Here is a 20964-nt window from a genome sequence, read left to right on the forward strand (position 1 = left end):
ACCTGGGTCACACGCGTCTTGGCCGTGGAATAAATCCCGATAGACTGCTGTTCATATTCGCGCAGGATCATTGCGAGCCGGCACGCATGCGGCCGCTCGCGCCTTACGGCTTTTTTCCAACCACCTGAATGAGAGAACGAACAATGAAGAAGCTCCTCACCCATGCCGCCACCGGCCTCCTCGCCCTGTCCCTCGCCGGCCTCGCCGCCGCGCAGATGAAGCCCGAGGACGCGATCAAGAACCGCCAGTCCGGCTACACCTTCATGGCGTGGAACATGGGCAAGATCAAGGCGCAGGTCGTCGACGGCACGACGCCGTACAACAAGGACCAGGTCATCGCCGCCGCGAACGTGATCGCGGCGACGGCCAACTCCGGCATGGGCGCCCTGTACCTGCCCGGCACCGACAAGGGCAAGGGCTGGAAGGACACGCGCGTGAAGGCGGAGTTCTTCAAGGAGCAGGAGGAAGTCGGCAAGATCGCGAAGAACTTCATCGAGCAGGCCAACACGCTGCAGAAGGTCGCGATGACCGGCGACCAGGCCGCGATCAAGGCCCAGTTCGGCGAGATGGGCAAGGCGTGCAAGGCCTGTCACGACAAGTACCGCGTCGAGGAGTGAGGCGCGCCGCGCCGGTCCAGCGAATTCGGTGAACGGCAAGATGGCCACCCTGCGGGGTGGCCATCTTCATTTCGGGGACGGCATTCAGGCCGGCTGCGCCGCGGGCCGCAGCACCGGCGCCTCGCGGATGGGCAGGTTCACCACTGCTGCCATCGCGGCAAGCGCCATGTCCGCGTACCACATCCACGAGAAGTCGCCGAACTCGGTGATCGCGATGCCGCCCAGCCACGCGCCGAGGAAGCCGCCGATCTGGTGCGACAGCAGCGTGAGGCCGAACAGCGTGCCGAGGTAGCGGATGCCGAACAGCTTGCCGACGATGGCCGCGGTCGGCGGCACGGTCGCGAGCCACGTGAAACCGAGGCCGGCGGCGAAGAGGTAGAAGGTCAGCGCGGTCTTCGGGGCCATCAGGTAGATCGCGACGAGCAGCGCGCGCGAACCGTACATCGCCGCAAGGATGTGCTTGCTGCGGTAGCGCGACACGCAGGATCCCGCATACAGGCTACCGACGATGTTGGACAGGCCGATGATCGCCAGCGACCAGCTCGCGACCGTCGGCGGCAGGCCGCACAGGTCCACTTCGCCCGGCAGATGGGTGACGAGGAAGGCGATATGGAAGCCGCAGGTGAAGAAGCCGGCGTGCAGCAGCAGGTAGCTGCGGTCGCCCATCGCCTGGCGCACCGTGCGCCACAGGCCCGCGTCCTCGTGCGCGCCGTGGTGGTGCGTCGCGTGCTTGGGATCGACGAGCACGCGCACCAGCGGCAGCGCGGCCAGCGTCATCAGCGCCATCGACCACATCGCGCCCATCCAGCCGATCGACTGGATCAGCTTCTGCAGCACCGGCGCGAACACGAACTGGCCGAAGGAGCCGCCGGCGTTGATCACGCCCGACGCGGTGCCGCGCGCCTCGAGCGGCAGGCGCTGTGCCGCCGCGCCGATCAGCACCGAGAAGCTGCCCGCACCCGCGCCCATTGCCGAGAGCAGGCCCAGCGACACGACCAGGCCGAAGCCCGAGCCCATGAAGGGCGTGAGGGCGCTGCCGAACGCGAGGACGATCAGGCCGGCGACGAGTACTTTCGCGGCGCCGTAGCGGTCTGCGAAGGCGCCGGCGACCGGCTGGATCGCGCCCCACATGAACTGGCCGACCGCGAGCGCGAAGCTGATCGTCGCGATGCCCAGCCCGGTGGAGGTGTTGAGCGGGGACACGAACAGGCCCAGCGACTGGCGCGCGCCCATCGTCACCATGAGGATGCCGGCGGCGGAGAGGGTGACGATCAGCGCGGCGCGGCTGTTGAGGGATCGCAGCATGGGGGCCTTCTTTCTTTATCGTTATGGTCGGATTGGGGTCGGGGGCGTGCTTCCCGGCTACTTCTTGCGCACGAACAGCGTGTGCAGGCTGCGGCCGAGCGCGCCGTCGCGGTCGAACACCGCCGTCGTCACGGTGCCGATGCCGCCCGGGTCGATGATGGTGCGCGCGGACATGCCGAACCATTCGCCGGTCGGATGACGATGCATGTTGAGGGTGAGATCCACCGGCACGAAGGTCCAATGGCGGATGTCGAGTTCGGCGCTGATGCCGTTGGCGGAGTCGAGGATCAGCAGCAGGGCCTCGATGCCGTCGGTCGGCTGGCCGGCGACGAGCGGGATGCGCGGGCGTGCCCACACCGCCGCCGGGCCGGGTTCGCGGAAGCTGCCGTCGGCGAAGCGCCATTCGAGCGCGTCGGCATAGGGGAAGTAGTCGACGCCCTGAAAGAACACCTGCGCCTGCGCCTCGGGCAGCGGCGGCACCGCAAAGGGGTCGGCGACGGCGACGGCGCTCTCGGGCTTGCGCTCGACGCGCCAGGCGTGGGCGAGCAGGACCGGCTTGCCGCGGACGAGCATCTCGCCCTGGATCAGCTCGATGCGCCGGCCCGGACGCAGCACGCGCACGCGGAGCTCGCACGGCTCGACCGGCACCGGGCCGAGGATCTCGAAGGTGATGCGCGCGATGTCGAGCCCGAACTCGGACGGAAAACGCCGCAGCGCCTGCGCCAGCAACGCGATCGGCGGCCCGCCGTGCTGGCTCTCCACCGACCACGGGCCGATCGTGGCCTCGGTGGGCTGGTAGGCGTCGTCGCCGAGCGGCAGGAAGAAGGCTTCGGGAAGTGTGATGCTCGTGTGCATGTTCAATACCCTAGCGTATGTCACGGGAAATTTAACCGACTATTACGGAAACAAAAAGCCGATAATAGTTGCCGTTACGTCAACGATATGTTGACACTAGAGATTGACACATGAGCTGGCTGGCAAGCTGGGACACCTTCGTGAAAGTCGTCGAGAGCGGCAGCATGGCGGGAGCAGCCCGCCGCCTGGACTGCACGCGCGCACAGGTCAGCAAGCAGATCGGCGAGCTCGAGCGACGCTTCGGCGTGCGCCTGTTCGACCGTTCGACGCGCAAGCTCTTCCTGACCCCGTCGGGCGAAGTGTTCTACCAGCATGCGCTGCGCGCGCTCGAGTCGGTGGAGCTGACGGAGGTCGCGGTGCGCAACCTCGGCGACGCGCCCAGCGGGCTGCTGCGCATCAGCGCGAGCGTGGTGTTCGGCCGCATCTGGGTCGCCCCGCTGCTGCCACGCCTGACCGCCCGCTACCCGGAGCTGGAGTGCGAGCTGATCCTCACCAACTCGCTCGTGGACCTCGCGGAGGACCGCATCGACCTCGCGCTGCGCTTCTGCAAGACGCCGCCCGAGGACGTCGTCGCGAAGCGGATCTTCACGATGCAGACGGTGATCTGCGCGGCGCCCGCCTACCTTGCGCGGCACGGCATGCCGCGGCATCCGCGCGAGCTGGTCGATCACCAGTGCTTCAGCTTCCTGCTCTCCGACAAGCGCATCTGGCACCTGGTCGACCGCGCCGGCGCCGAAGTCGCGATCCCGGTGCGCGGCCGCGTCCAGTTCAACGAGCCGGCGAGCATCCTCGATGCGACGCTGGCCGGGCATGGGCTGGCGATCCTGCCGACCTACCTGTGCTGCAATGAGCTGGGCGACGGACGGCTCGTGCGCGTGCTGACGGATTACACGCCGCGCATCGACTTCGGTCGACACCTGTACGCGTGCTACATGCCGAGCCGGGCGCGCCTGCCGAAGGTGAAGGTGCTGATCGACGAGCTGGAGGCGATGCTGAAGCCGGTGCCGCCGTGGCAGGCCTAGGAGCCTGTCGGACTTGAAGAATCGAAGCGAAAATTCGGCTGTGCGAGGACAGATTTTGTCGATTTTGCAGGTCAATGGTCATTCTATTGACCAAATAAGCGGCGAAATATGGACCGCCCAGGCGGATTTGCAGCCGATTTCCTTTAAGTCCGACAGGCTCCTAGACACGCGCAGAAGGTAGTCGCCCGCCGGCATTTCCGCTACGCTGCCACACCTTTCCGCCTGGCCGGACCCGCAATCAGGACATGTTCGCCGCCGACTTGCGATGAAATCCCTGCTCCATCCCACCCGCGCCGTGGCGCTGAGCTTCCTGTTCGCGATCCTCGCCGGGACCGCGCTGCTGATGCTGCCGGTCGCGCACGCGGAAGGCGTCGGCGCACCTTTCCTGCCCGCCTTCTTCACGGCGGTGTCGGCGGTGTGCGTGACCGGTCTCGTGATCGTGGACACCGGCACCTACTGGTCGGGCTTCGGCCAGTTCGTCGTGATGATGCTGTTCCAGTTCGGCGGCTTCGGCATGATGACCGCCGCGACCCTGCTGGGGCTGATGGTGAACCGCTCGCTGCGCCTGCGCACCAAGCTCATCACGCAGGTCGAGACCCATACGCTGGGCATCGGCGACGTGTCCGGCGTCGCACGCCTCGTGCTGCTCGTGACCTTCCTGTTCGAGAGCTCGATCGCGGCCGTGCTGACCCTGCGCCTGCACTACGCCTACGAGCTGCCGTGGGCCGAGGCGGCGTGGAGCGGGCTGTTTCACTCGGTGTCGGCGTTCAACAACGCGGGCTTCTCGATCCATGCCGACAGCCTGGTGCGCTATGCGTCGGACGCCGCGATGCTGCTGCCGGTGATGGTGGCGATCGTCGTCGGCGGGATCGGCTTCCCGGTGCTGCACGACCTGCGCATGCGCGTGCGCGATCCCCGCCACTGGTCGCTGCACACGAAGCTGACGCTGGTCGGCACGACGGTGCTGCTGGCCGGCGGCTTCCTGATGCTGCTCGCCGCCGAGTGGTCCAACCCGGGCACGCTGGGGCCGATGGCGATCCCGCACAAACTGCTCAACGCGGCCTTCGCGTCGGTGTCGGCGCGCACCGCCGGCTTCAACGCGCTCGACATCGGCGCGATGACGCACGAGAGCTGGGCGCTGCATTACTTCCTGATGTTCGTCGGCGGCGGCAGCGCCGGCACCGCGGGCGGCGTGAAGGTCGGCACCGCGGCGATCCTCGTGCTGCTGGTGGTTGCCGAGGTGCGCGGCCATACGGACAGCGAGGCTTTCGGCCGCCGCGTCAGCAGCTCCGCGCAGCGCCAGGCGATCACGGTGCTGGTGCTCGGGAGCGCGATGATCGTGCTCGGCACCCTGTTCCTGCTGCGCAGCACCCAGTTCGCGACCGACAAGATCATCTTCGAAGTCATCTCGGCGTTCGGCACGGTGGGGCTGTCGACCGGGATCACGGCCGACCTGCCGCCGTCTAGCCAGCTGATGCTGACCGCGCTGATGTACGTCGGCCGCGTCGGCACGATCACGCTCGCAGCCTCGCTCGCACTGGGCGAGCGGCGCATGCCCTTCCGCTATCCTGAGGAGCATCCCATTGTTGGCTAGGCTATTTACCGAACAGTTCTCGTTCTCGAAGGGCGACAGCGTCGTCGTGATCGGCCTCGGGCGCTTCGGCGGCGCCGTCGCGCAGTCGCTGATGCGCCTCGGGCACGACGTGATGGGCATAGACCGCGACGGCGAGCCGGTCCAGGCCTGGGCCGACCTGCTCACGCACACGGTGCAGGCCGATTCGACCAATGTCTCGGTGATGCGCCAGCTCGGCGTGGCCGACTTCGCGCACGGCATCGTCGGCATCGGCACCGACCTCGCGTCCAGCCTGATGACCGTGATGGCGCTCACCGAACTCGGCATCAAGGACATCTGGGTCAAGGCGATGACGCCCGAGCACGGCCAGATCGCGCAGCGCATCGGCGCGCACCACGTCGTGTATCCGGAAGCCGACATGGGTCAGCGCGTCGCGCACCTGATCTCGGGGCGGATGATCGACTACATCGAGTTCGACGACGGCTTCGCGATCGCGAAAGTGCATGCGCCCGCAGCGACCCACCAGCTCTCGCTGGCCGAATCCGGGGTGCGCGAGAAGTTCGGGGTCACGGTGGTCGGCATCAAGCGCGCCAACGAGGACTTCCAGCACGCCACCCCGCACTCGCGCGTCCTGGCCGACGACCTGCTGATCGTGTCGGGGCCGACGCGCAAGGTGGAGGCTTTCGCAAGCCAGAAGTGAGCGACGCGGGGTTCGGGTCAGTCGCCGCCCTGCGCAGCCTTCCCCAGCTCTTCCAGCAGGCGCAGCCGTAGCAGCCCGCCGCGAGCGGCAGCCACCTTGCCGTCACGGTCGATCGCGTAGGCAAGGGGCGTGTCGAACAGCAGGCGGCGGGTCGGCGCGTCGAGGACGTCCTCGACGACCGCGAGGTGCAGGACGATGCCGCGGTCCGCGAGCATCCACCGTGCCGCCTCGTATTCGTCGGCGGGGACCAGGGTGCGCAGCACGACCCCTTCGCGCGTCGCGCCTGCGGCGAATCGCTCGAGCTCGCCCAGCGATTTCCGGCACGCGAGACAGCCGGGCGTCCACAGCACGACAACCGCAGGACGGGTGTCCGCGGCGCTCACCGCGGCCGGCGCGGCGGACAGGGCGGCGAGGTCCTCCGCGCGCGCAGACGCGGCCGCGAAGAGCGCGAGCGCAAGTGCCGGCCACGCGAGCCGGCGCACCCACGCGCGCGTGGCAATACCGAATCCCGCAGCGATCCCCGCTGCCGCCCGTCCTTTCATGTCGTCCGCTCCATCGCCGTGCGCTCGTCGTACCAGTTGGAAAAGGATCGCCTGCCGCGCACCCGCGCTCATTGACAGGCGTCAAGCGCCCCCCCGCGCGTGGCTTGGACGCGCTCGCGCCCAGGGCTAAGATTCCACGCTTTGCGCCCCCGTACCGCCATGAAACCCGCCCAGCATCCGACCGCCCTGCGCACCGCACAACTCCTGGCTGAAGCCGGCGTCGACACGCGCGTCGTCGAGTTCGAACAGCCGACCCGCACCAGCGCGGAGGCGGCCGCGGCGATCGGCTGCACCGTCGCCGAGATCGCGAAGTCCATCGTCTTCCGCGGCAAGGAAAGCGGACAGGCGGTCGTCGTCGTCGCGAGCGGGGACAACCGTGTCAGCGAGGCGAAGGTCGCCGCGCAGGTGGGCGAGGCGCTCGCGCGCGCAGACGCCGATTTCGTGCGCAGCGCGACCGGCTATGCGATCGGCGGCGTCGCCCCGCTCGGCCATGCGCAGCCGGTGAAGCTGCTGCTGGACGAGGACCTGCGGCGCTTCGACACCCTGTGGGCCGCCGCGGGCACGCCGTTCTCGGTGTTCCCGCTGACGCCGGCGCAGTTGCAGGCGCTCACCGGCGCCGCATGGAGCGACGTGCGGCAGTAAAGGCCGCGCCTACCAGGCGGGCGTCGTCGCGGCGGGAACCGGGACCGGCGGCGGCAGCAGGCCGCCCGACACCGCCCACACCGCCAGTCCGGCAATCGCGAGGGCGAAAACCAGCGCCACCGGACCGCCGCCGCGCGCGGGCGGGATCGCGGGGTCGTCCACCGCCTTCACGCCGGTGATCATCGGGCGGATCAGGTTGTCCTTCTTCACGTGCGTGTGCCACATCACCGCACCGACGTGCAGCGCGACCAGGCCGTACACGATCCATTCGGCCTGGCGGTGCAGGCCGCTGATCCAGGTCGACAGCTCGCTCGAGATCGCCTGGTAGAGGGGACCATAGAAGGCGATGTCGTCATTGGAAAAGGCGCCCGCCAGCGCCTGTCCCGCCATCAGCGACAGCAGCGCGACCGTCGACAGCGCGCCGAGCGGGTTGTGCCCGACGCCGCGCCAGTGCCCCTTCAGGTAGGCGCCGATCGCGGCGGGCGTCGGCAGGAACTGGGTGAAGCGCGCATAGGTGGAGCCGACGACGCCCCAGACGACGCGGAACACGACGACGCCGAGGATCGCCAGTCCGATGCGACCGTGCCATTCCATGGCGTTGCCGCCGATCTTCACGCTGAGGATCGCGCTCGCGACCAACGCAACGAGCAGCCAGTGCGCGAGACGGGTGGGGAGGTCCCACAGCAGGATGGGGTGCTTCACGATTTTCTTCCTTTCTTCGTCTTGCCCGAGGCGGGGATTACCGAGGCGGCAGCGCCCTCCCCGTTAACAGCGCGCGACGCGAGAAATTCCCCGAGGATGCGCGCGGTATGCGAGCCGCTGCCCGCGCACACGTCCGCAACCGGCCCCTGCGCGACGATCCTGCCGCCGCCGTCGCCCCCTTCGGGACCGAGGTCGATCAGCCAGTCGGCCTCGGCCATCACGTCGAGGTCGTGCTCGATCGCGAGCACGGTGTGGCCGGCATCCGCGAGGCGGTGCAGCACGCGGATCAGCTTGTCGACGTCGGCCATGTGCAGGCCCACGGTCGGCTCGTCGAGCACGTAGAGGGTATGTTTTTCGGCCGGCAGCGGACGGCCGCCGGTCTTGGCGCTCTCCCCTGCGCGGCCGCGCACTTTCGCGAGCTCGGTGACGAGTTTGATGCGCTGCGCCTCGCCGCCCGACAGCGTCGGGCTGGGCTGGCCCAGCGTGAGGTAGCCGAGACCGACGTCCTGCAGCAGCGCCAGGGGATGCGCTATCGACGGATGTGCAGCGAAGAAGTCGACCGCCTCGTCGACCGGCATCGCCAGCACCTCGGCGACCGTCCTTTCGCGCCAGCGCACGGTGAGCGTCTCGGGGTTGAAGCGCGCGCCGCCGCAGGCATCGCACGGCAGCTTCACGTCGGGCAGGAAGCTCATCTCGACGGTGGTCTGGCCCTGGCCTTCGCATACCGGGCAACGGCCGGCGCCGGTGTTGAACGAAAAGCGCGATGCGTTCCAGCCGCGCGTCTTCGCCTCGAAAGTCTCGGCGAAGAGCTTGCGGATCGCGTCCCAGAAACCGACATAGGTTGCGGGGCAGGAACGCGGCGTCTTGCCGATCGGGGTCTGGTCGACTTCGAGCACGCGGCCGACCGCCTGCCAGCCTTCGATGCGTTCGCAGCCGACCGGCTCAGCGGCGCTCGTCTGCGCCTCGCCGCGGCGGCGGGCGCGCTGCGCGTCGGGATCGCCGAGCAGCGCGTGCAGGGTGGCGTGGATCACGTCGCGCGCGAGCGTGGATTTGCCCGAGCCGGACACGCCGGTCACCACCGTCAGCCGTCCGAGCGGCAGGCGCGCTTCGACGGAGCGCAGGTTGTGCAGCGTCGCGTTCTTCACGACGAGGAAGGGGTGGTCGTCGCCGATCGCCAGCGGCGGGCGCATCGGGTGCTGCAGCGGCGCGCGGAAGCAGGCGCCGGTGGCCGATTGCGGGGCGGCCATCAAGTCGGCGAGTTTGCCTTCGGCGACGACTTCGCCGCCGCGCACGCCGGCGCCGGGGCCGAGGTCGATGACGTGGTCGGCACGCCGTATCGTGTCCTCGTCGTGCTCGACGACGAGCAACGTGTTGCCGCGGTCGCGCAAGGCTTCGAGGGTGTCGAGCAGCATGCGGTTGTCGCGCGGGTGCAGGCCGATGGTCGGTTCATCGAGGATATAGCACACGCCACGCAGGTTGGAGCCAAGCTGGGCGGCCAGCCGGATGCGCTGCGCCTCGCCACCCGAGAGCGTCGGCGCGCCGCGATCGAGCGCGAGGTAGGCGAGGCCGACCTGCTGCAGGAAGTCGAGCCGGCCGCGGATCTCGGTGACCAGGTCGCGCGCGATGTCGGTCTCGCGGCCTTCCAGGCTGAGGGTCTCGAAGAAGCCGGCGACCTTGGCGACCGGCTGCGCGGAGAGTTCATGGATGCCGAGCTCGCGGAAGCGCACGGCGCGCGCGACCGGGTTCAGGCGCGCGCCGTCGCAGCTCGGGCAGACTTCTTCCGTGACCTGTTCGGTCTCGGCGAGATCCAGCTCGTTGGCGTCCTCGACGCGGCCGATGGTGCGCTGGCCGGTGCCGTAGCAGCTTTCGCACCAGCCATGCTTGGCGTTGTACGAGAACAGGCGCGGATCCGGCTCCGGGAAGCTGTCGCCGCAGGACGGGCAGGCGCGCAGCGTCGAGAAGGTGTGCGGCTGGGCGCCGACCTTGCCGAGCTGCAGCACCTTGACGACGCCCTTGCCGTGCTCGAGCACCTCGGCCAGTTGGGTGCGCAACGCCGCCTCGTGCTCGGGGCCGACGACGACGAGGCCGACTGGCAGCTCGATGGTGTGCTCGACGTAGCGGTCCAGTCTGGGCCATTTCGCCGTCGGCAGGTAGTCGCCATCGACGCGCAGTTGGGCGTAGCCCTTGCCCTTGGCCCATTTCGCGAGCGCGGTGTACAGGCCCTTGCGGTTCGTCACCAGGGGCGCGAGCAGTTCGACCGAGGCGCCGCGGTAGTCGCGCAGGATCTGCGCCGCGATCGCGTCGAAGCTCTGTGGCGACACCGGGACGTCGCACTTCGGGCAGAACTGGGTGCCGAGCTTGACGTACAGCAGGCGCAGGAAAGGCTGGATCTCGGTCAGCGTGCCGACCGTGCTCTTGCGGCCGCCACGGGAGACGCGCTGCTCGATCGCGACCGTCGGCGGGATGCCGAACAGCGCATCGACGTCGGGGCGCGCGGCGGGCTGCACGAACTGACGCGCGTAGGCGTTGAGCGATTCGAGGTAGCGGCGCTGGCCTTCGCCGAACACGATGTCGAAGGCGAGCGTGGACTTGCCGGAACCGGACAGGCCGGTGATGACGGTGAAACGGTCGCGCGGGATCGTCAGGCTGACGTTCTTCAGGTTGTGCTCGCGCGCATGGCGGATCTCGATCGCCGGCGCGGCGACCGGGCGGTAGCGCGCGACGGGCTCGGCCACCGCGGTCGTCGGCTTGCCCAGCGATTGGGCGTAGGCGCGCATCGCAACCCCGGTATGGGAGCTGGCGCAGGCCATGACCGTTTGCGGCGTGCCGGCGACGACCAGTTCGCCGCCGTCCTCGCCACCTTCGGGGCCGAGGTCGATGAGCCAGTCGGCGGCGAGCAGCACGTCGAGGTTGTGTTCGATGACGACCAGCGCGTGGCCGGCGTCGAGGAGCTTTTCGAAGGCGCGCAGCAGGGTCGCGACGTCCTCGAAGTGCAGGCCGGTCGTCGGTTCGTCGAAGAGGAAGAGCAGGCGACCGGGCTGCGATTTCGCCTTCGACTTCTTGCCGGATAGTTTCGCCGCTTCCGCGAGATGGCCGGCGAGCTTGAGGCGCTGCGCCTCGCCGCCGGACAGCGTCGGCACCGGCTGGCCGAGCTTCAGGTATTCGAGGCCGACGTCGGCGAGCGGCGCGAGCGCAGCCTGCACGGCAGGCTGGTCGGCGAAGAAGGCCAGCGCCTCCGACACGGTCATGTCGAGCACGTCGGACACCGATTTGTCGCGCCACGTCAGCTCCAGCACTTCGGGCCGGTAGCGCTTGCCGTCGCAGTCCGGGCAGCGCAGGTAGACGTCGGACAGGAACTGCATCTCGACATGCTCGAAGCCCGAGCCGGTGCAGGTCGGGCAGCGGCCGGTGCCGGAGTTGAAGCTGAAGGTGCCCGGCGTGTAGCCGCGGCTCTTGGCTTCGGGCAGCGCCGCGAACTGCGCGCGGATCGCGTCCCACGCGCCGACGTAGCTGACCGGGTTGGAGCGCGCGCTCTTGCCGATCGCAGACTGGTCGACCATCACGACACCGGCGAGCTGGTCCAGCCCTTCGAGGCGCTCGTAGGCGCCGGGCGCCTCGGTCGCCTGGCCGAAATGCTTCGCCAGCGCGGGGTGGAGCACGTCCTGGATCAGCGTGGACTTGCCCGAGCCCGACACGCCGGACACGCACACCAGCTTGCCGAGCGGAATCTCGATGTCGAGGCTGCGCAGGTTGTGCTCACGCGCGCCGACGAGGCGCAGCACGGGGTCGTGCTTGCCGACCGGGCGCAGCTTGCGGCCGGCATCGACGCGTTTCCGGCCGGCAAGGTAGGCGCCGGTGAGTGACGTGGGGTCGGCGGCGAGCTCGGCCGGCGGGGCGTAGGCGACGATCTCGCCACCGCGTTCGCCGGGGCCGGGGCCGATGTCGAGCAGGCGGTCGGCGGCGGACATCAGCTGCGGGTCGTGTTCGACGACGACCAGCGTGTTGCCGGCATCGCGCAATCTCGTCATCACCGCGAGGATGCGGTCGATGTCGCGCGGATGCAGGCCGATCGAAGGTTCGTCGAGGACGAACAGGGTGTTCACGAGCGAGGTGCCGAGCGCGGTCGTGAGGTTGATGCGCTGCACTTCGCCGCCCGACAGCGTGCGCGACTGGCGGTCGAGCGTGAGGTAGGCGAGGCCGACGTTGGCGAGGTAGTCGAGGCGGCTGCGGATCTCGCCGAGCAGCAGTTCGGTGGCTTCGTCGAGGCCGGAGGGGAGTTCGACGCGGGCGATGAAGTCGCGCACGCGGCTCACCGGTTGGGCCATCAGCTCGTGGATGGCGAGGCCGTAGCGGTGCTGTGGGAGCGGCTTCAGCCGCGAATCGGCGTCAAACGGAGCCGAGCCGGTGGATTCGCGGCTAAAGCCGCTCCCACGAAAGTCGTTCAAGGGCTCCGTACCCAGCCGCCACAGCAGCGCCTCCGGCTTCAGCCTGGCCCCCTTGCACGCCGGGCATTCCGTGTAGCTGCGGTAGCGCGACAGCAGCACGCGGATGTGCATCTTGTAGGCTTTTGTCTCCAGCCAGTCGAAGAAGTGGCGCACACCGTACCACTTGCGCGGCCACGAGGCCTCCCAGCTCTTCCATTCCGGGTCGCCTTCGAGCAGCCACGCGCGATGTTCCGGCGGCAGGTCGCGCACCGGCACGTCCATCGCCACGCCGTATTTCTTCGCCATCTTCGCGAGGTCGTCCTGGCATTCGCGGTAGCTCGCGGTCTGCCAGGGTTTCACGGCGCCTTCGGCGAGCGTCTTCGATTCGTCCGGGATCACCAGCGAGAAATCGACGCCGATCACGCGCCCGAAGCCGCGACAGGTGTCGCAGGCGCCGATCGGCGAGTTGAAGGAGAACAGGCCCGGGGTCGGATCTGAATAGTGGATGTCGCAGTCGGCGCAGTGCAGGTCGCGCGAGAAGCGCCACACCGTCTCGCCTTCGTCATGCTGCGCGCGCACCGCGAGGCGGCCATGGCCATGGGTCATCGCCGTCTCGATCGCTTCGCTGACGCGGCTGCGTTCGGCATTCGAGAAACGGAAGCGGTCCTGCACGACGTGCAGCAGGTCGCCACTATCCGTCGTTTCGCGCGCATGGATGCGCGTGTAGCCCTGCTGGTTCAGCAGCTGCGTGACTTCGTCTTCGCTGAAATTCTTCGGCACCGGCACCGCGAAGGTCAGCACCAAGCGCGGGTCCTCCGCCGCGCAGCGTTCGGCGAGCGCCGCATGCACGCTGTCGGGGTCGTCACGCCGCACCGGCTTGCCGCAGCCGCGGCAATACAACTTCGACGCGCGGGCGTACAGCAGCTTGAAGTGGTCGGTCAGCTCGGTCATCGTGCCGACCGTGGAGCGCGAGGTGCGCACCGGGTTGGTCTGGTCGATCGCGATCGCCGGCGGCACGCCCTCAATGCGGTCGACCTGCGGCTTGTCCATGCGGTCGAGGAACTGCCGCGCGTAGGGCGAGAAGGTCTCGACGTAGCGGCGCTGGCCTTCGGCGTACAAGGTGTCGAAGACCAGCGAGGATTTGCCGGAGCCCGAGACTCCGGTAACGACCGTCAGCTCGTTCAGCGCGATATCGAGCGAGAGGTTCTTGAGGTTGTTCTGGCGCGCGCCGAAGATGCGGATGCGGTCGGACATCGTTTATTTTTCTTCCTTGCGCGTCGCATCCTTTGCGGCATCGACCGCTTCCTTGCCGGCCTCCTTGATTTTCGTCGCGGTGTCGCGCGCAAGCTCCGAGGCCTTCTGCGCAGCCTCGGTGGTCGCTTCCTTGACTTCGACGGCCTTCTCCTTCGCGGCCTCGCCGACTTCACCGGCGACTTCCTTGCCCTTCTCGACGCCCTCCTTCGCGGACTCGGTCACGGCCTGGGCTGCTGCCGTCGCCGCTTCGCCGGCTTTCTGGGCCGCCTCGCCGGCCTTGGCGGCGGACTCCTTCGCGGCCTCGATCGCCTGGCTGCCGGCGGTTTCGGCCTTCTCGGCGGGGGCTTCGCGGTTGCAGGCGGCCAGTCCGGCAGACAGGGCCGCGATCAGCACGACAAACAGGGTCTTCTTCATTCTTGTACTCCTTGCAGGCATGGTGCTCTCAAGATATCGCCGGATGCCGAAAGTTCAAGGCGAACGGGCGCCGCAAAAGACGAAGGGCCCGCACTTGGCGGGCCCTTCCTGTCGCGACGCGGAACGCGCGGATTACTTCACGCGGTTCTTGTACTCGTCGGTGCGGGTGTCGATCTCGATCTTGTCACCGATTTCGACGAAGGCCGGCACCGGCAGTTCGAAGCCGGTCGCGAGCTTGGCGGGCTTCATGACCTTGCCCGAGGTATCGCCCTTCACGGCGGGTTCCGTGTAGACCACTTCACGCACCACCGAGTTCGGCAGTTCGACCGAGATCGCCTTGCCGTTGTAGAACACGACTTCGCACTGCAGGCCGTCTTCGAGGTACTTCAGCGCGTCGGTCATGTTCTCGGATTCGACTTCGTACTGCTCGTAGTCGGCGTCCATGAACACGTACATCGGATCGGCGAAGTAGGAGAAGGTCACTTCCTTGCGATCGAGCTGGACGACTTCGAACTTGTCGTCGGCCTTGTACACCGACTCCGAGGGAGCGCCGGTGAGCAGGTTCTTGAGCTTCATCTTCACGACCGCAGCGTTGCGGCCGGACTTGTTGTATTCGGCTTTCTGCACGACCAGCGGGTCGCTGCCAACCATGATGACGTTGCCGGAGCGGAGTTCCTGTGCGGTTTTCATGCTGTTTCCTGATGTAGATCGGGCGCGGACATTTTGGCCGCACAATGTAAAAAACCGGTTATTTTACCGTGAGTTCGGAAAATTGCACCAGGGTCGACGCGAGATCCTGCAGCGCCGCGAGCCCGTCCGACCAGCGACGCGCGTGCGGCACAAGCTGCGGCAGCGCATCGGCGAACGCGGGCCACGCGGCGGCAAGGCTGCCCTCGCCGTTCCACGCCTTCCAGAACGCATGGGTCGCGTCGGATGCAGCCTCGTCGAGTCCGGCCAGGTAACGCGCGAGGAAGGCGTCGAGCTTGTCGTGATGCACAGCCTCGTCCTGCTCGTAGATGTGCCACACGAAGGGCCGCGCGGCCCACTGCGCGCGCACAAAGGAATCCTCGCCGCGCACGAAGTTGAGCTCGCAGGCCCACAGCAGGCGGTCGTAGTCGGCGGTGTCGAGGAAGGGCAGGACGACCGTGCTCAGAGCGCCCGCGGCAAGGATCTCGCCGGCCCGTGCTTCCGCGCGCCCGAAGAAGCGCAGCACGTCGCCCAGCACGCGGCCTTCCGGCACCAGCAGCAGGGTCGGGCGCGGGGCGCCGGCCCACAGGCGCAGGAGTTCAGGCAACTGCGGCTGCTCGTAGGCGAACAGCGACACGAGGCGAGCGCCCTCCGCGGGCACGGGAATGCCGCGGCCGGCGAGCCAGTCGCGCCGCGCTATCGCGTCGGCCTGGAAACGGTCACGCGCGTCGAGCAGCCCGCGTTCGCGCAGCAGACCACCGCTGCGCGCCGTGAAACCGGGGAAGCAGAACCGTTTCGCCAGCGGCAGGCGCGGATGCGGCGAGGCCAGCCCGTGGCAGCCCTCGACCCAGTCCTCGGCCGACAGGTATTCGAGGTTGATCCAGTGCGGCCGCGGCGTCGCGGCGGCCATCGCCTCGACGTAGGAGGCGGGCGGCTCGCAGGCGAAGGCCTCGACGACCGCACGTGCCGGCAGCACCTCGGGAAAGGGCTCGCGCCAGCGACGCACCTCGACCCCCTCCACCCGCACTGCGTCACCCGCATCGGCCGCCGCCGGGCACAGGCGCGCGAAGGTCCCCCAGTCGTCCACCCACAACCTGACCGCGCACCCGTGATCGTGCGCCAATGCCTTGGCCAGCCGCCAGCAGACGCCGATATCCCCGAAGTTATCCACAACGCGGCAGAAGATGTCCCAGTCGAAGGCGGGCGCGGCGTCGGCAAGGCTCATGGCGGTGGACAAGTGCGGGAAAAGGAGGGGAATGCTTTGTGGGAAAAGGGCTGGATCGGCATCGACCGGAAAACGGGCCACAATCGCCACACAGGTGAACCGGGGGTTTATCTACGGAGTTCTACCGTCCCGGAGTGCCTGCGGGCGCTGGCGAAGACGGACTTATCCACAGAAAACGCGACACTATATATATCTTTATCTTTTAAATAAAACAAACTACTAAAAGGAAAACCTCCACGGCACGGCGCCAGGGGAATCGCACGCGCTCTCGCAGGGCGGGAGCAGCAAAGCGTCTCCCGCCAGAGGTCCGTGCAAGCAAGGCGCCTTCGGTGCAGTGGCGGTGAAGTCGCCCCATTCGGCCTTCGGCTACACCGTCCTATGGCCTTGCACACCTCGCAGCCGAATCGGTCGCAAGACCGGCGTCGGCCGCAGCTCGTGTTCGGGCTCGGCATCGCGATGCCGGACAGGTGTCCGATCTGGCGTCAACTGCATCGCACAGCGGCCTTCCCGTTCCTGAACGGCTCCTCCAGTGGATAAGTCGGTGGAGGAGCACAGGGAGACTTTGTGGGGAAGGAGCGGAAATTCGTGAACAGCCAAAACGAGCCACAATCGCCACACAGGTGAACGGGGCACTTGTCTACGGGGTTCTACCGCGACGAAAGGCTTGCAGGCATTGGTGGATCTGGACTTATCCACAGAAAATGGCCGCCTATATTCTTCTTTATCTTTTAAATTTAAAGAAATACAGAAGAACAAAACCTGAAACTGCGGGAAGCGGCCGGGGCAAGCCCCGGAACGGGGACCTGCCCTCGTTCGAGGGGAGCGTGGTCTGCAGGGAGAGGCAGGAAGACACGGTCCGAAAGCCGGGTTGCGGACCATGCAGGCGGGGCGTTCAGGGACATCGGGCGGGAGGAGCCGAAGGCGGATCCCGCCGCTTCACGCTCCGTAAATCGCCCGCAGGAAGTCGTGGCGGGATTCGCTGCGCTGCGCCCGCCCGACGGGAAAACCGCGCGCTCAGTCGGTCTCGTCGTAATCGGCGAGGCGTGCGAGATCGGCTTCCTCGAGCCAGCACCATTCGCCCGGTGCGAGGTCGTCGGGCAGGGACAGTCCGCCGACGACGCTGCGGTGCAAGGCCTCGACACGGTTGCCGGCTGCGGCGAGCATGCGCTTGACCTGATGGTACTTGCCTTCGGTGATCGTCAGCCGTAGACTCCGCTCCCCCGTTTTCAGGCAGGCTGCCGCGGCGATCGGTGCCGGTTCGTCGAGGAGTTCGACGCCCTCGAGCAAGACGGCGATCAAGGCGTCGTCCACCGGGTGCTTGGTCGTGACCTCATAGACCTTGGGCGTGCGCTTCTTGCCCGAGCTCCAGCGGTGGATGAACTGGCCGTCGTCGGAGAGCAGCAGCAGGCCGGTGGTGTCCTGGTCCAGCCGCCCGACGCACTGCACGTCGCGGTTCGCCAGCATGTCGGGCAGCAGCGCGAACACCGAGGGGTGGAACTGCGGCCGGCGCGAGCACTCGTAGCCGGCGGGCTTGTGCAGCATCAGGTAGGCCTTTTCGCGATAGACCCAGGTTTCGTCGTCTACGCTGAATTCGAGGCCCTCGGGCGCGAAGTCTTCGGCTGGGTTGTCGAGGATCCGGCCTGCGACAGCGACCAGGCCGGCACGGATCAGGGCGCGGCATTCCTTGCGGCTGCCGAACCCCTGGGAATGGAGTAGTCGTTCGATGTGCATGGGCGGATGCTAACCGAAACATGTGGGACACTATCGCCCCGCTACCATGGTCGAACCCGTACTTGGAGCCTGCTGGTGAATTTTGAACATCTGCTGGTCGTCAACGACCCGGACAACCCGCTCGTGGCGCCGCTCACGCGTGAGGAGCTGTGGTTCGGCCTGCTGTGCCGCGCCGAGGATTCGCGCCCCTTCCTGCCCGGCCTGGAGGCGTGCACGATCCTGTCGCGCAGCGACACCGAGCTGGTGCGCGAGCTCAGGTTCGGCAGTGCCGTGATCCGCGACCGCGTGACGTTGCAGCCGATGGAATGGGTGCGTTTCGACACCGAGCGCACCGCGGCGCATGCCGGCGGCAGCCTCACGATCGGCATCGAGGAGCCCGCCCGGGACACCATGGTGCTGCGCTTCCAGTACCGCACGACGCTGACCGAGCAGGGCATCGGCGACGATGTCGCCTATGTCGAATACATCAAGTCGGCCTACCATCAGTCGGATGTCGACACCCTGCGCGTGATCCGCATGATCGCCGAGTCGGGGCGCGTCCAGTAGCGCTGCGCCCGCATTTCTCGCGCATTTTCCGCGAGTTTTTCACGAGTTTTCCATTTAACCCCCCGCAACACGGACGAATTTCCCCATGTGGTTCAAGAACTTGCAGATCTATCGCGTTCCCGCCGGCTGGACGATGACGGCCGAGACGCTGGAGGAACAACTCGCGCGCAAGCGCTTCCAGCCCTGCGGCAGCCAGGACCAGGAAACCCGCGGCTGGCTCTCGCCCACCGGTGACGAATTCCTCGTGCATCAGGTCGGCGGCCAGTGGCTGATCGCGCTGGGCGTGGAGAACCGTCTGCTGCCCTCGTCGGTGGTCAAGCAGGAGGCCGAGGAACGCGCCGAGGCGCTGGCCGAGCAGCAGGGTTACAAGCCCGGGCGCAAGCAGATGAAGGATCTGCGCGAGCAGGTTTTGCAGGAATTGCTGCCGCGCGCGTTTACACGGCGCAGGAAGGCCTTTGCATGGATCGACCCGGTCGGGGGGTGGCTCGGCATCGATGCGCCCAGCCAGGCCCGTGCGGAGGACGTCCTGGAGGTATTGCGCCAGACGCTGGACACCCTGCCGCTCGCGCTCGTGCGCACGGAGCTGTCGCCGACCAGCGCGATGGCCGACTGGCTCGCGGGCAATGAGGCGCCCGCCGGCTTCACGATCGACCAGGATTGCGAACTGCGTTCGGTCAGCGAGGACAAGGCCGCGGTGCGCTACGTGCGCCATCCGCTCGAAGGCGACGAGGTGCGCGCTCACCTCACGGCGGGCAAGCTGCCGACCCGCCTCGCGCTGACCTTCGACGACCGCGTGAGCTTCGTGCTCACCGAGAAGTTCGAGATCAAGCGCCTCGACTTCCTCGACGTGGTGAAGGAAAACCTCGACCAGGCCGGCGCCGAGGACGCGCGCGCGCTGTTCGACGCGGGCTTCGCGCTGATGACCGGCGAGCTGCAGCGCCTGCTGCCGGCCGTCGTCGCGGCGCTGGGCGGGGAACTGAAGGGCGGCGAGGTGCCGGCCGCAGCGGAGGGGGTCGCGTTCGCGACCGCGTCGGCGAGCGACGCGCCGTTCTGAGGCGGTGTGCCTGCAGGCCGCAAGCACCGGAGCCGCAGGCGGCCCCGGTGAGCGGCTTCAGGGCACCCACCAGTAGCGCACGATGTGAAAGAAGATCGGCGCCGAGAAGCTGATCGAGTCGACGCGATCGAGCATGCCGCCGTGGCCCTCGATCAGGGTGCCCCAGTCCTTGATGCCGCGGTCGCGCTTGATCGCGGACAGCACGAAGCCGCCGAAGAAGCCCATCACATTCACGGTAAAGGCGATCAGGCCGGCCTGCAGCGGCGTGAATGGGGTGATCTGCCACAGCGCGGCGCCCACGGCGGTCGAGGTCAGCACGCCGCCGATCAGCCCCTCGACGGTTTTCGACGGCGAGATCGCCGGCGCGAGCTTGCGCCGGCCGAGCAGTTTTCCCCACACGTACTGGAACACGTCGCTCGACTGCACCGTGAGGATGAGGAACAGGATCAGCAGCGGGCTGCGTCCGGCGTGGCCGGGAATGTCCAGCGTCAGCAGCGCGGGCACGTGCGACAGGCAGTAGACGCAGATCATGAGCCCCCACTGCACCTTCGCCGCGCGCTCCAGGAAGCGCGTCGCGTCCTGGCCCAGCGAGGCCGAGATCGGCAGCAGCAGGAAGGCATAGACGGGGATCAGGATGGAGAACAGCCCGTACCAGTCGATCGCGACCAGGTAGTACTGCAGCGGCAGGAACAGGAAGAAACACCACAGCAGCGCGCGATGGTCGCCGCGGCGCGTCTGCGTGATCGACATGAACTCGCGCAGGCAGTGGAAGGAGATGAAGGCGAAGAGCAAGACGATGCCCGTGTCGCCGACGAGGAAGGCGCCGGCGAGCACGCCGATCATCACCCACCACGCGTTGATGCGCGCGACGAGGTTGTCCACGAGCGCGTGCTGCCCTTCCGGCGCCAGGCGCAGGCGGAGGATGGCGGCGACGAGGCTGGCGACCAGCAGCAGCGCGAAGGCGCCGCCGAACACGGTCAGTTGCAGGTTTCCGGGTGTCATCGTCGGGCGTCGGTCAGCAGTGGAGGGAGGCGGTGGCCTGCAGGGCCTTGCGCGAGCGGTGCAGGAAGGCATCCTTCGTCTCGCCCGGCTCGAGCCGCAGTGGCGTGCCGAAGGTCAGTGTGCATAGCAGCGGCACCGGGAGGTAACTGCCCTTGGGCATCACGCGGCCGAGGTTCTCGATCCAGACCGGCACCAGTTCGACCTCCGGGTGGCTGCGCGCGAGGTGGAACAGGCCGCTCTTGAAGGGCAGCAGCTCCTCGCCCGTGTTGCGGGTGCCCTCGGGAAAGAAGATCAGCGAGTCGCCCGCCGCGAGCGCTTCGCCGATCCGCGCCACGGCGTCGCCGCCAGCGCCGGGGCGGCGGTCGACCAGCACACTGCGGAACACGCGACAGGCAATGAAGCGCCGCAGCGGCGACGCCAGCCAGTAGTCGGACCCTGCTACGGGCCGGGTCACTGCGCGCACCACCGGCGGGAGCGCAGCCCAGGTGAGCAGGAAGTCGATGTGGCTGGAATGGTTGGCGAAGTAGATCCGGCGGCGCATGTCGGGCGGGCAGCCTTGCCAGATCGCGCGGGCGCCGGTGATCGTGCGGGCCAGCGCGCACAGGATTGCGGCACAGAGTCGTTCGAGTTTCATCGGGCGATGTGTCGGGGCTGTCTCTTATACAAATC

General features: G+C 67.8%; 18 protein-coding genes. 7 read left to right on the forward strand and 11 right to left on the reverse strand.

Annotated elements, in window-relative coordinates:
• The first annotated feature begins 143 nt into the window (after positions 1-143).
• A complete protein-coding gene (locus GO615_RS20310; RefSeq protein WP_169131419.1) occupies positions 144-617 on the forward strand; it encodes a c-type cytochrome in 474 nt (157 codons plus the stop codon).
• An 84-nt stretch (positions 618-701) separates the two neighbouring features.
• Here the strand turns inward: GO615_RS20310 and GO615_RS20315 are convergent, their stop codons facing one another.
• Together GO615_RS20315 and GO615_RS20320 are read right to left on the reverse strand one after the other, a co-directional pair.
• Entirely contained in the window at positions 702-1922 is a 1221-nt protein-coding gene (locus GO615_RS20315; RefSeq protein WP_169131421.1) for an MFS transporter, read from the reverse strand.
• Between the two features lie 57 nt (positions 1923-1979).
• Complete coding sequence (locus GO615_RS20320; RefSeq protein ID WP_246262387.1) at positions 1980-2777, reverse strand: thioesterase family protein; 798 nt, start codon at positions 2775-2777, stop codon at positions 1980-1982.
• A 110-nt stretch (positions 2778-2887) separates the two neighbouring features.
• Between GO615_RS20320 and GO615_RS20325 the strand changes: the two genes are divergently transcribed.
• The 3 genes from GO615_RS20325 (at position 2888) to GO615_RS20335 (ending at position 6072) form a co-directional block, all read left to right on the forward strand.
• Positions 2888-3799, forward strand: a complete 912-nt coding sequence (locus GO615_RS20325; protein WP_169131425.1) for a LysR family transcriptional regulator — start codon at positions 2888-2890, stop codon at positions 3797-3799.
• A 265-nt stretch (positions 3800-4064) separates the two neighbouring features.
• Positions 4065-5393 (forward strand): TrkH family potassium uptake protein, encoded by a 1329-nt coding sequence (locus GO615_RS20330; RefSeq protein ID WP_169131427.1) that lies wholly within the window; start codon positions 4065-4067, stop codon positions 5391-5393.
• Positions 5386-6072, forward strand: a complete 687-nt coding sequence (locus GO615_RS20335; RefSeq protein WP_169131429.1) for a potassium channel family protein — start codon at positions 5386-5388, stop codon at positions 6070-6072. The genes GO615_RS20330 and GO615_RS20335 overlap by 8 nt, the downstream gene beginning before the upstream one ends.
• Before the next feature lie 17 nt (positions 6073-6089).
• Here GO615_RS20335 and GO615_RS20340 read toward each other — a convergent pair whose 3' ends face one another.
• Positions 6090-6614 carry a thioredoxin domain-containing protein gene (locus GO615_RS20340; protein WP_169131431.1) on the reverse strand — a complete coding sequence of 175 codons (525 nt, stop codon included), beginning with the start codon at positions 6612-6614 and terminating at the stop codon, positions 6090-6092.
• Between the two features lie 159 nt (positions 6615-6773).
• Between GO615_RS20340 and GO615_RS20345 the strand changes: the two genes are divergently transcribed.
• On the forward strand, positions 6774-7256 hold the full coding sequence (locus GO615_RS20345; protein WP_169131433.1) for a YbaK/EbsC family protein: 483 nt from the start codon (positions 6774-6776) through the stop codon (positions 7254-7256).
• A gap of 9 nt (positions 7257-7265) precedes the next feature.
• Here GO615_RS20345 and GO615_RS20350 read toward each other — a convergent pair whose 3' ends face one another.
• The 6 genes from GO615_RS20350 to GO615_RS20375 all read right to left on the reverse strand — a co-directional run bounded on the left by GO615_RS20350 (position 7266) and on the right by GO615_RS20375 (position 17693).
• Complete coding sequence (locus GO615_RS20350; RefSeq protein ID WP_169131457.1) at positions 7266-7961, reverse strand: cytochrome b/b6 domain-containing protein; 696 nt, start codon at positions 7959-7961, stop codon at positions 7266-7268.
• Positions 7955-13636, reverse strand: coding sequence for an excinuclease ABC subunit UvrA (gene uvrA / locus GO615_RS20355; protein ID WP_169131435.1), 5682 nt, complete (start codon positions 13634-13636; stop codon positions 7955-7957). The genes GO615_RS20350 and uvrA overlap by 7 nt, the downstream gene beginning before the upstream one ends.
• 3 nt (positions 13637-13639) lie before the next feature.
• Positions 13640-14050 (reverse strand): hypothetical protein, encoded by a 411-nt coding sequence (locus GO615_RS20360; RefSeq protein WP_169131437.1) that lies wholly within the window; start codon positions 14048-14050, stop codon positions 13640-13642.
• Positions 14051-14182: 132 nt separating this feature from the next.
• On the reverse strand, positions 14183-14740 hold the full coding sequence (efp, locus tag GO615_RS20365) for an elongation factor P (protein WP_169131439.1): 558 nt from the start codon (positions 14738-14740) through the stop codon (positions 14183-14185).
• A 58-nt stretch (positions 14741-14798) separates the two neighbouring features.
• A complete protein-coding gene (earP, locus tag GO615_RS20370; protein ID WP_169131441.1) occupies positions 14799-15962 on the reverse strand; it encodes an elongation factor P maturation arginine rhamnosyltransferase EarP in 1164 nt (387 codons plus the stop codon).
• A 1014-nt stretch (positions 15963-16976) separates the two neighbouring features.
• Positions 16977-17693, reverse strand: coding sequence for a 16S rRNA pseudouridine(516) synthase (locus tag GO615_RS20375; RefSeq protein WP_169131443.1), 717 nt, complete (start codon positions 17691-17693; stop codon positions 16977-16979).
• A gap of 75 nt (positions 17694-17768) precedes the next feature.
• On the opposite strand from GO615_RS20375, the gene GO615_RS20380 reads away from it, so the two are divergent.
• Both GO615_RS20380 and GO615_RS20385 read left to right on the forward strand, forming a co-directional pair.
• Positions 17769-18239 carry an AtaL-like protein gene (locus GO615_RS20380; RefSeq protein ID WP_169131445.1) on the forward strand — a complete coding sequence of 157 codons (471 nt, stop codon included), beginning with the start codon at positions 17769-17771 and terminating at the stop codon, positions 18237-18239.
• Between the two features lie 85 nt (positions 18240-18324).
• Complete coding sequence (locus tag GO615_RS20385; RefSeq protein WP_169131447.1) at positions 18325-19293, forward strand: recombination-associated protein RdgC; 969 nt, start codon at positions 18325-18327, stop codon at positions 19291-19293.
• 57 nt (positions 19294-19350) lie between these two features.
• Here the strand turns inward: GO615_RS20385 and GO615_RS20390 are convergent, their stop codons facing one another.
• Entirely contained in the window at positions 19351-20295 is a 945-nt protein-coding gene (locus GO615_RS20390; RefSeq protein ID WP_169131449.1) for a phosphatidate cytidylyltransferase, read from the reverse strand.
• 13 nt (positions 20296-20308) lie between these two features.
• The gene (locus GO615_RS20395; RefSeq protein ID WP_169131451.1) at positions 20309-20929 is read right to left on the reverse strand and encodes a lysophospholipid acyltransferase family protein; all 621 of its coding nucleotides are present in this window, start codon (positions 20927-20929) and stop codon (positions 20309-20311) included.
• Between the last annotated feature and the right edge of the window lie 35 nt (positions 20930-20964).

Source organism: Aromatoleum evansii (genome assembly GCF_012910805.1).
Lineage (GTDB): Bacteria > Pseudomonadota > Gammaproteobacteria > Burkholderiales > Rhodocyclaceae > Aromatoleum > Aromatoleum evansii.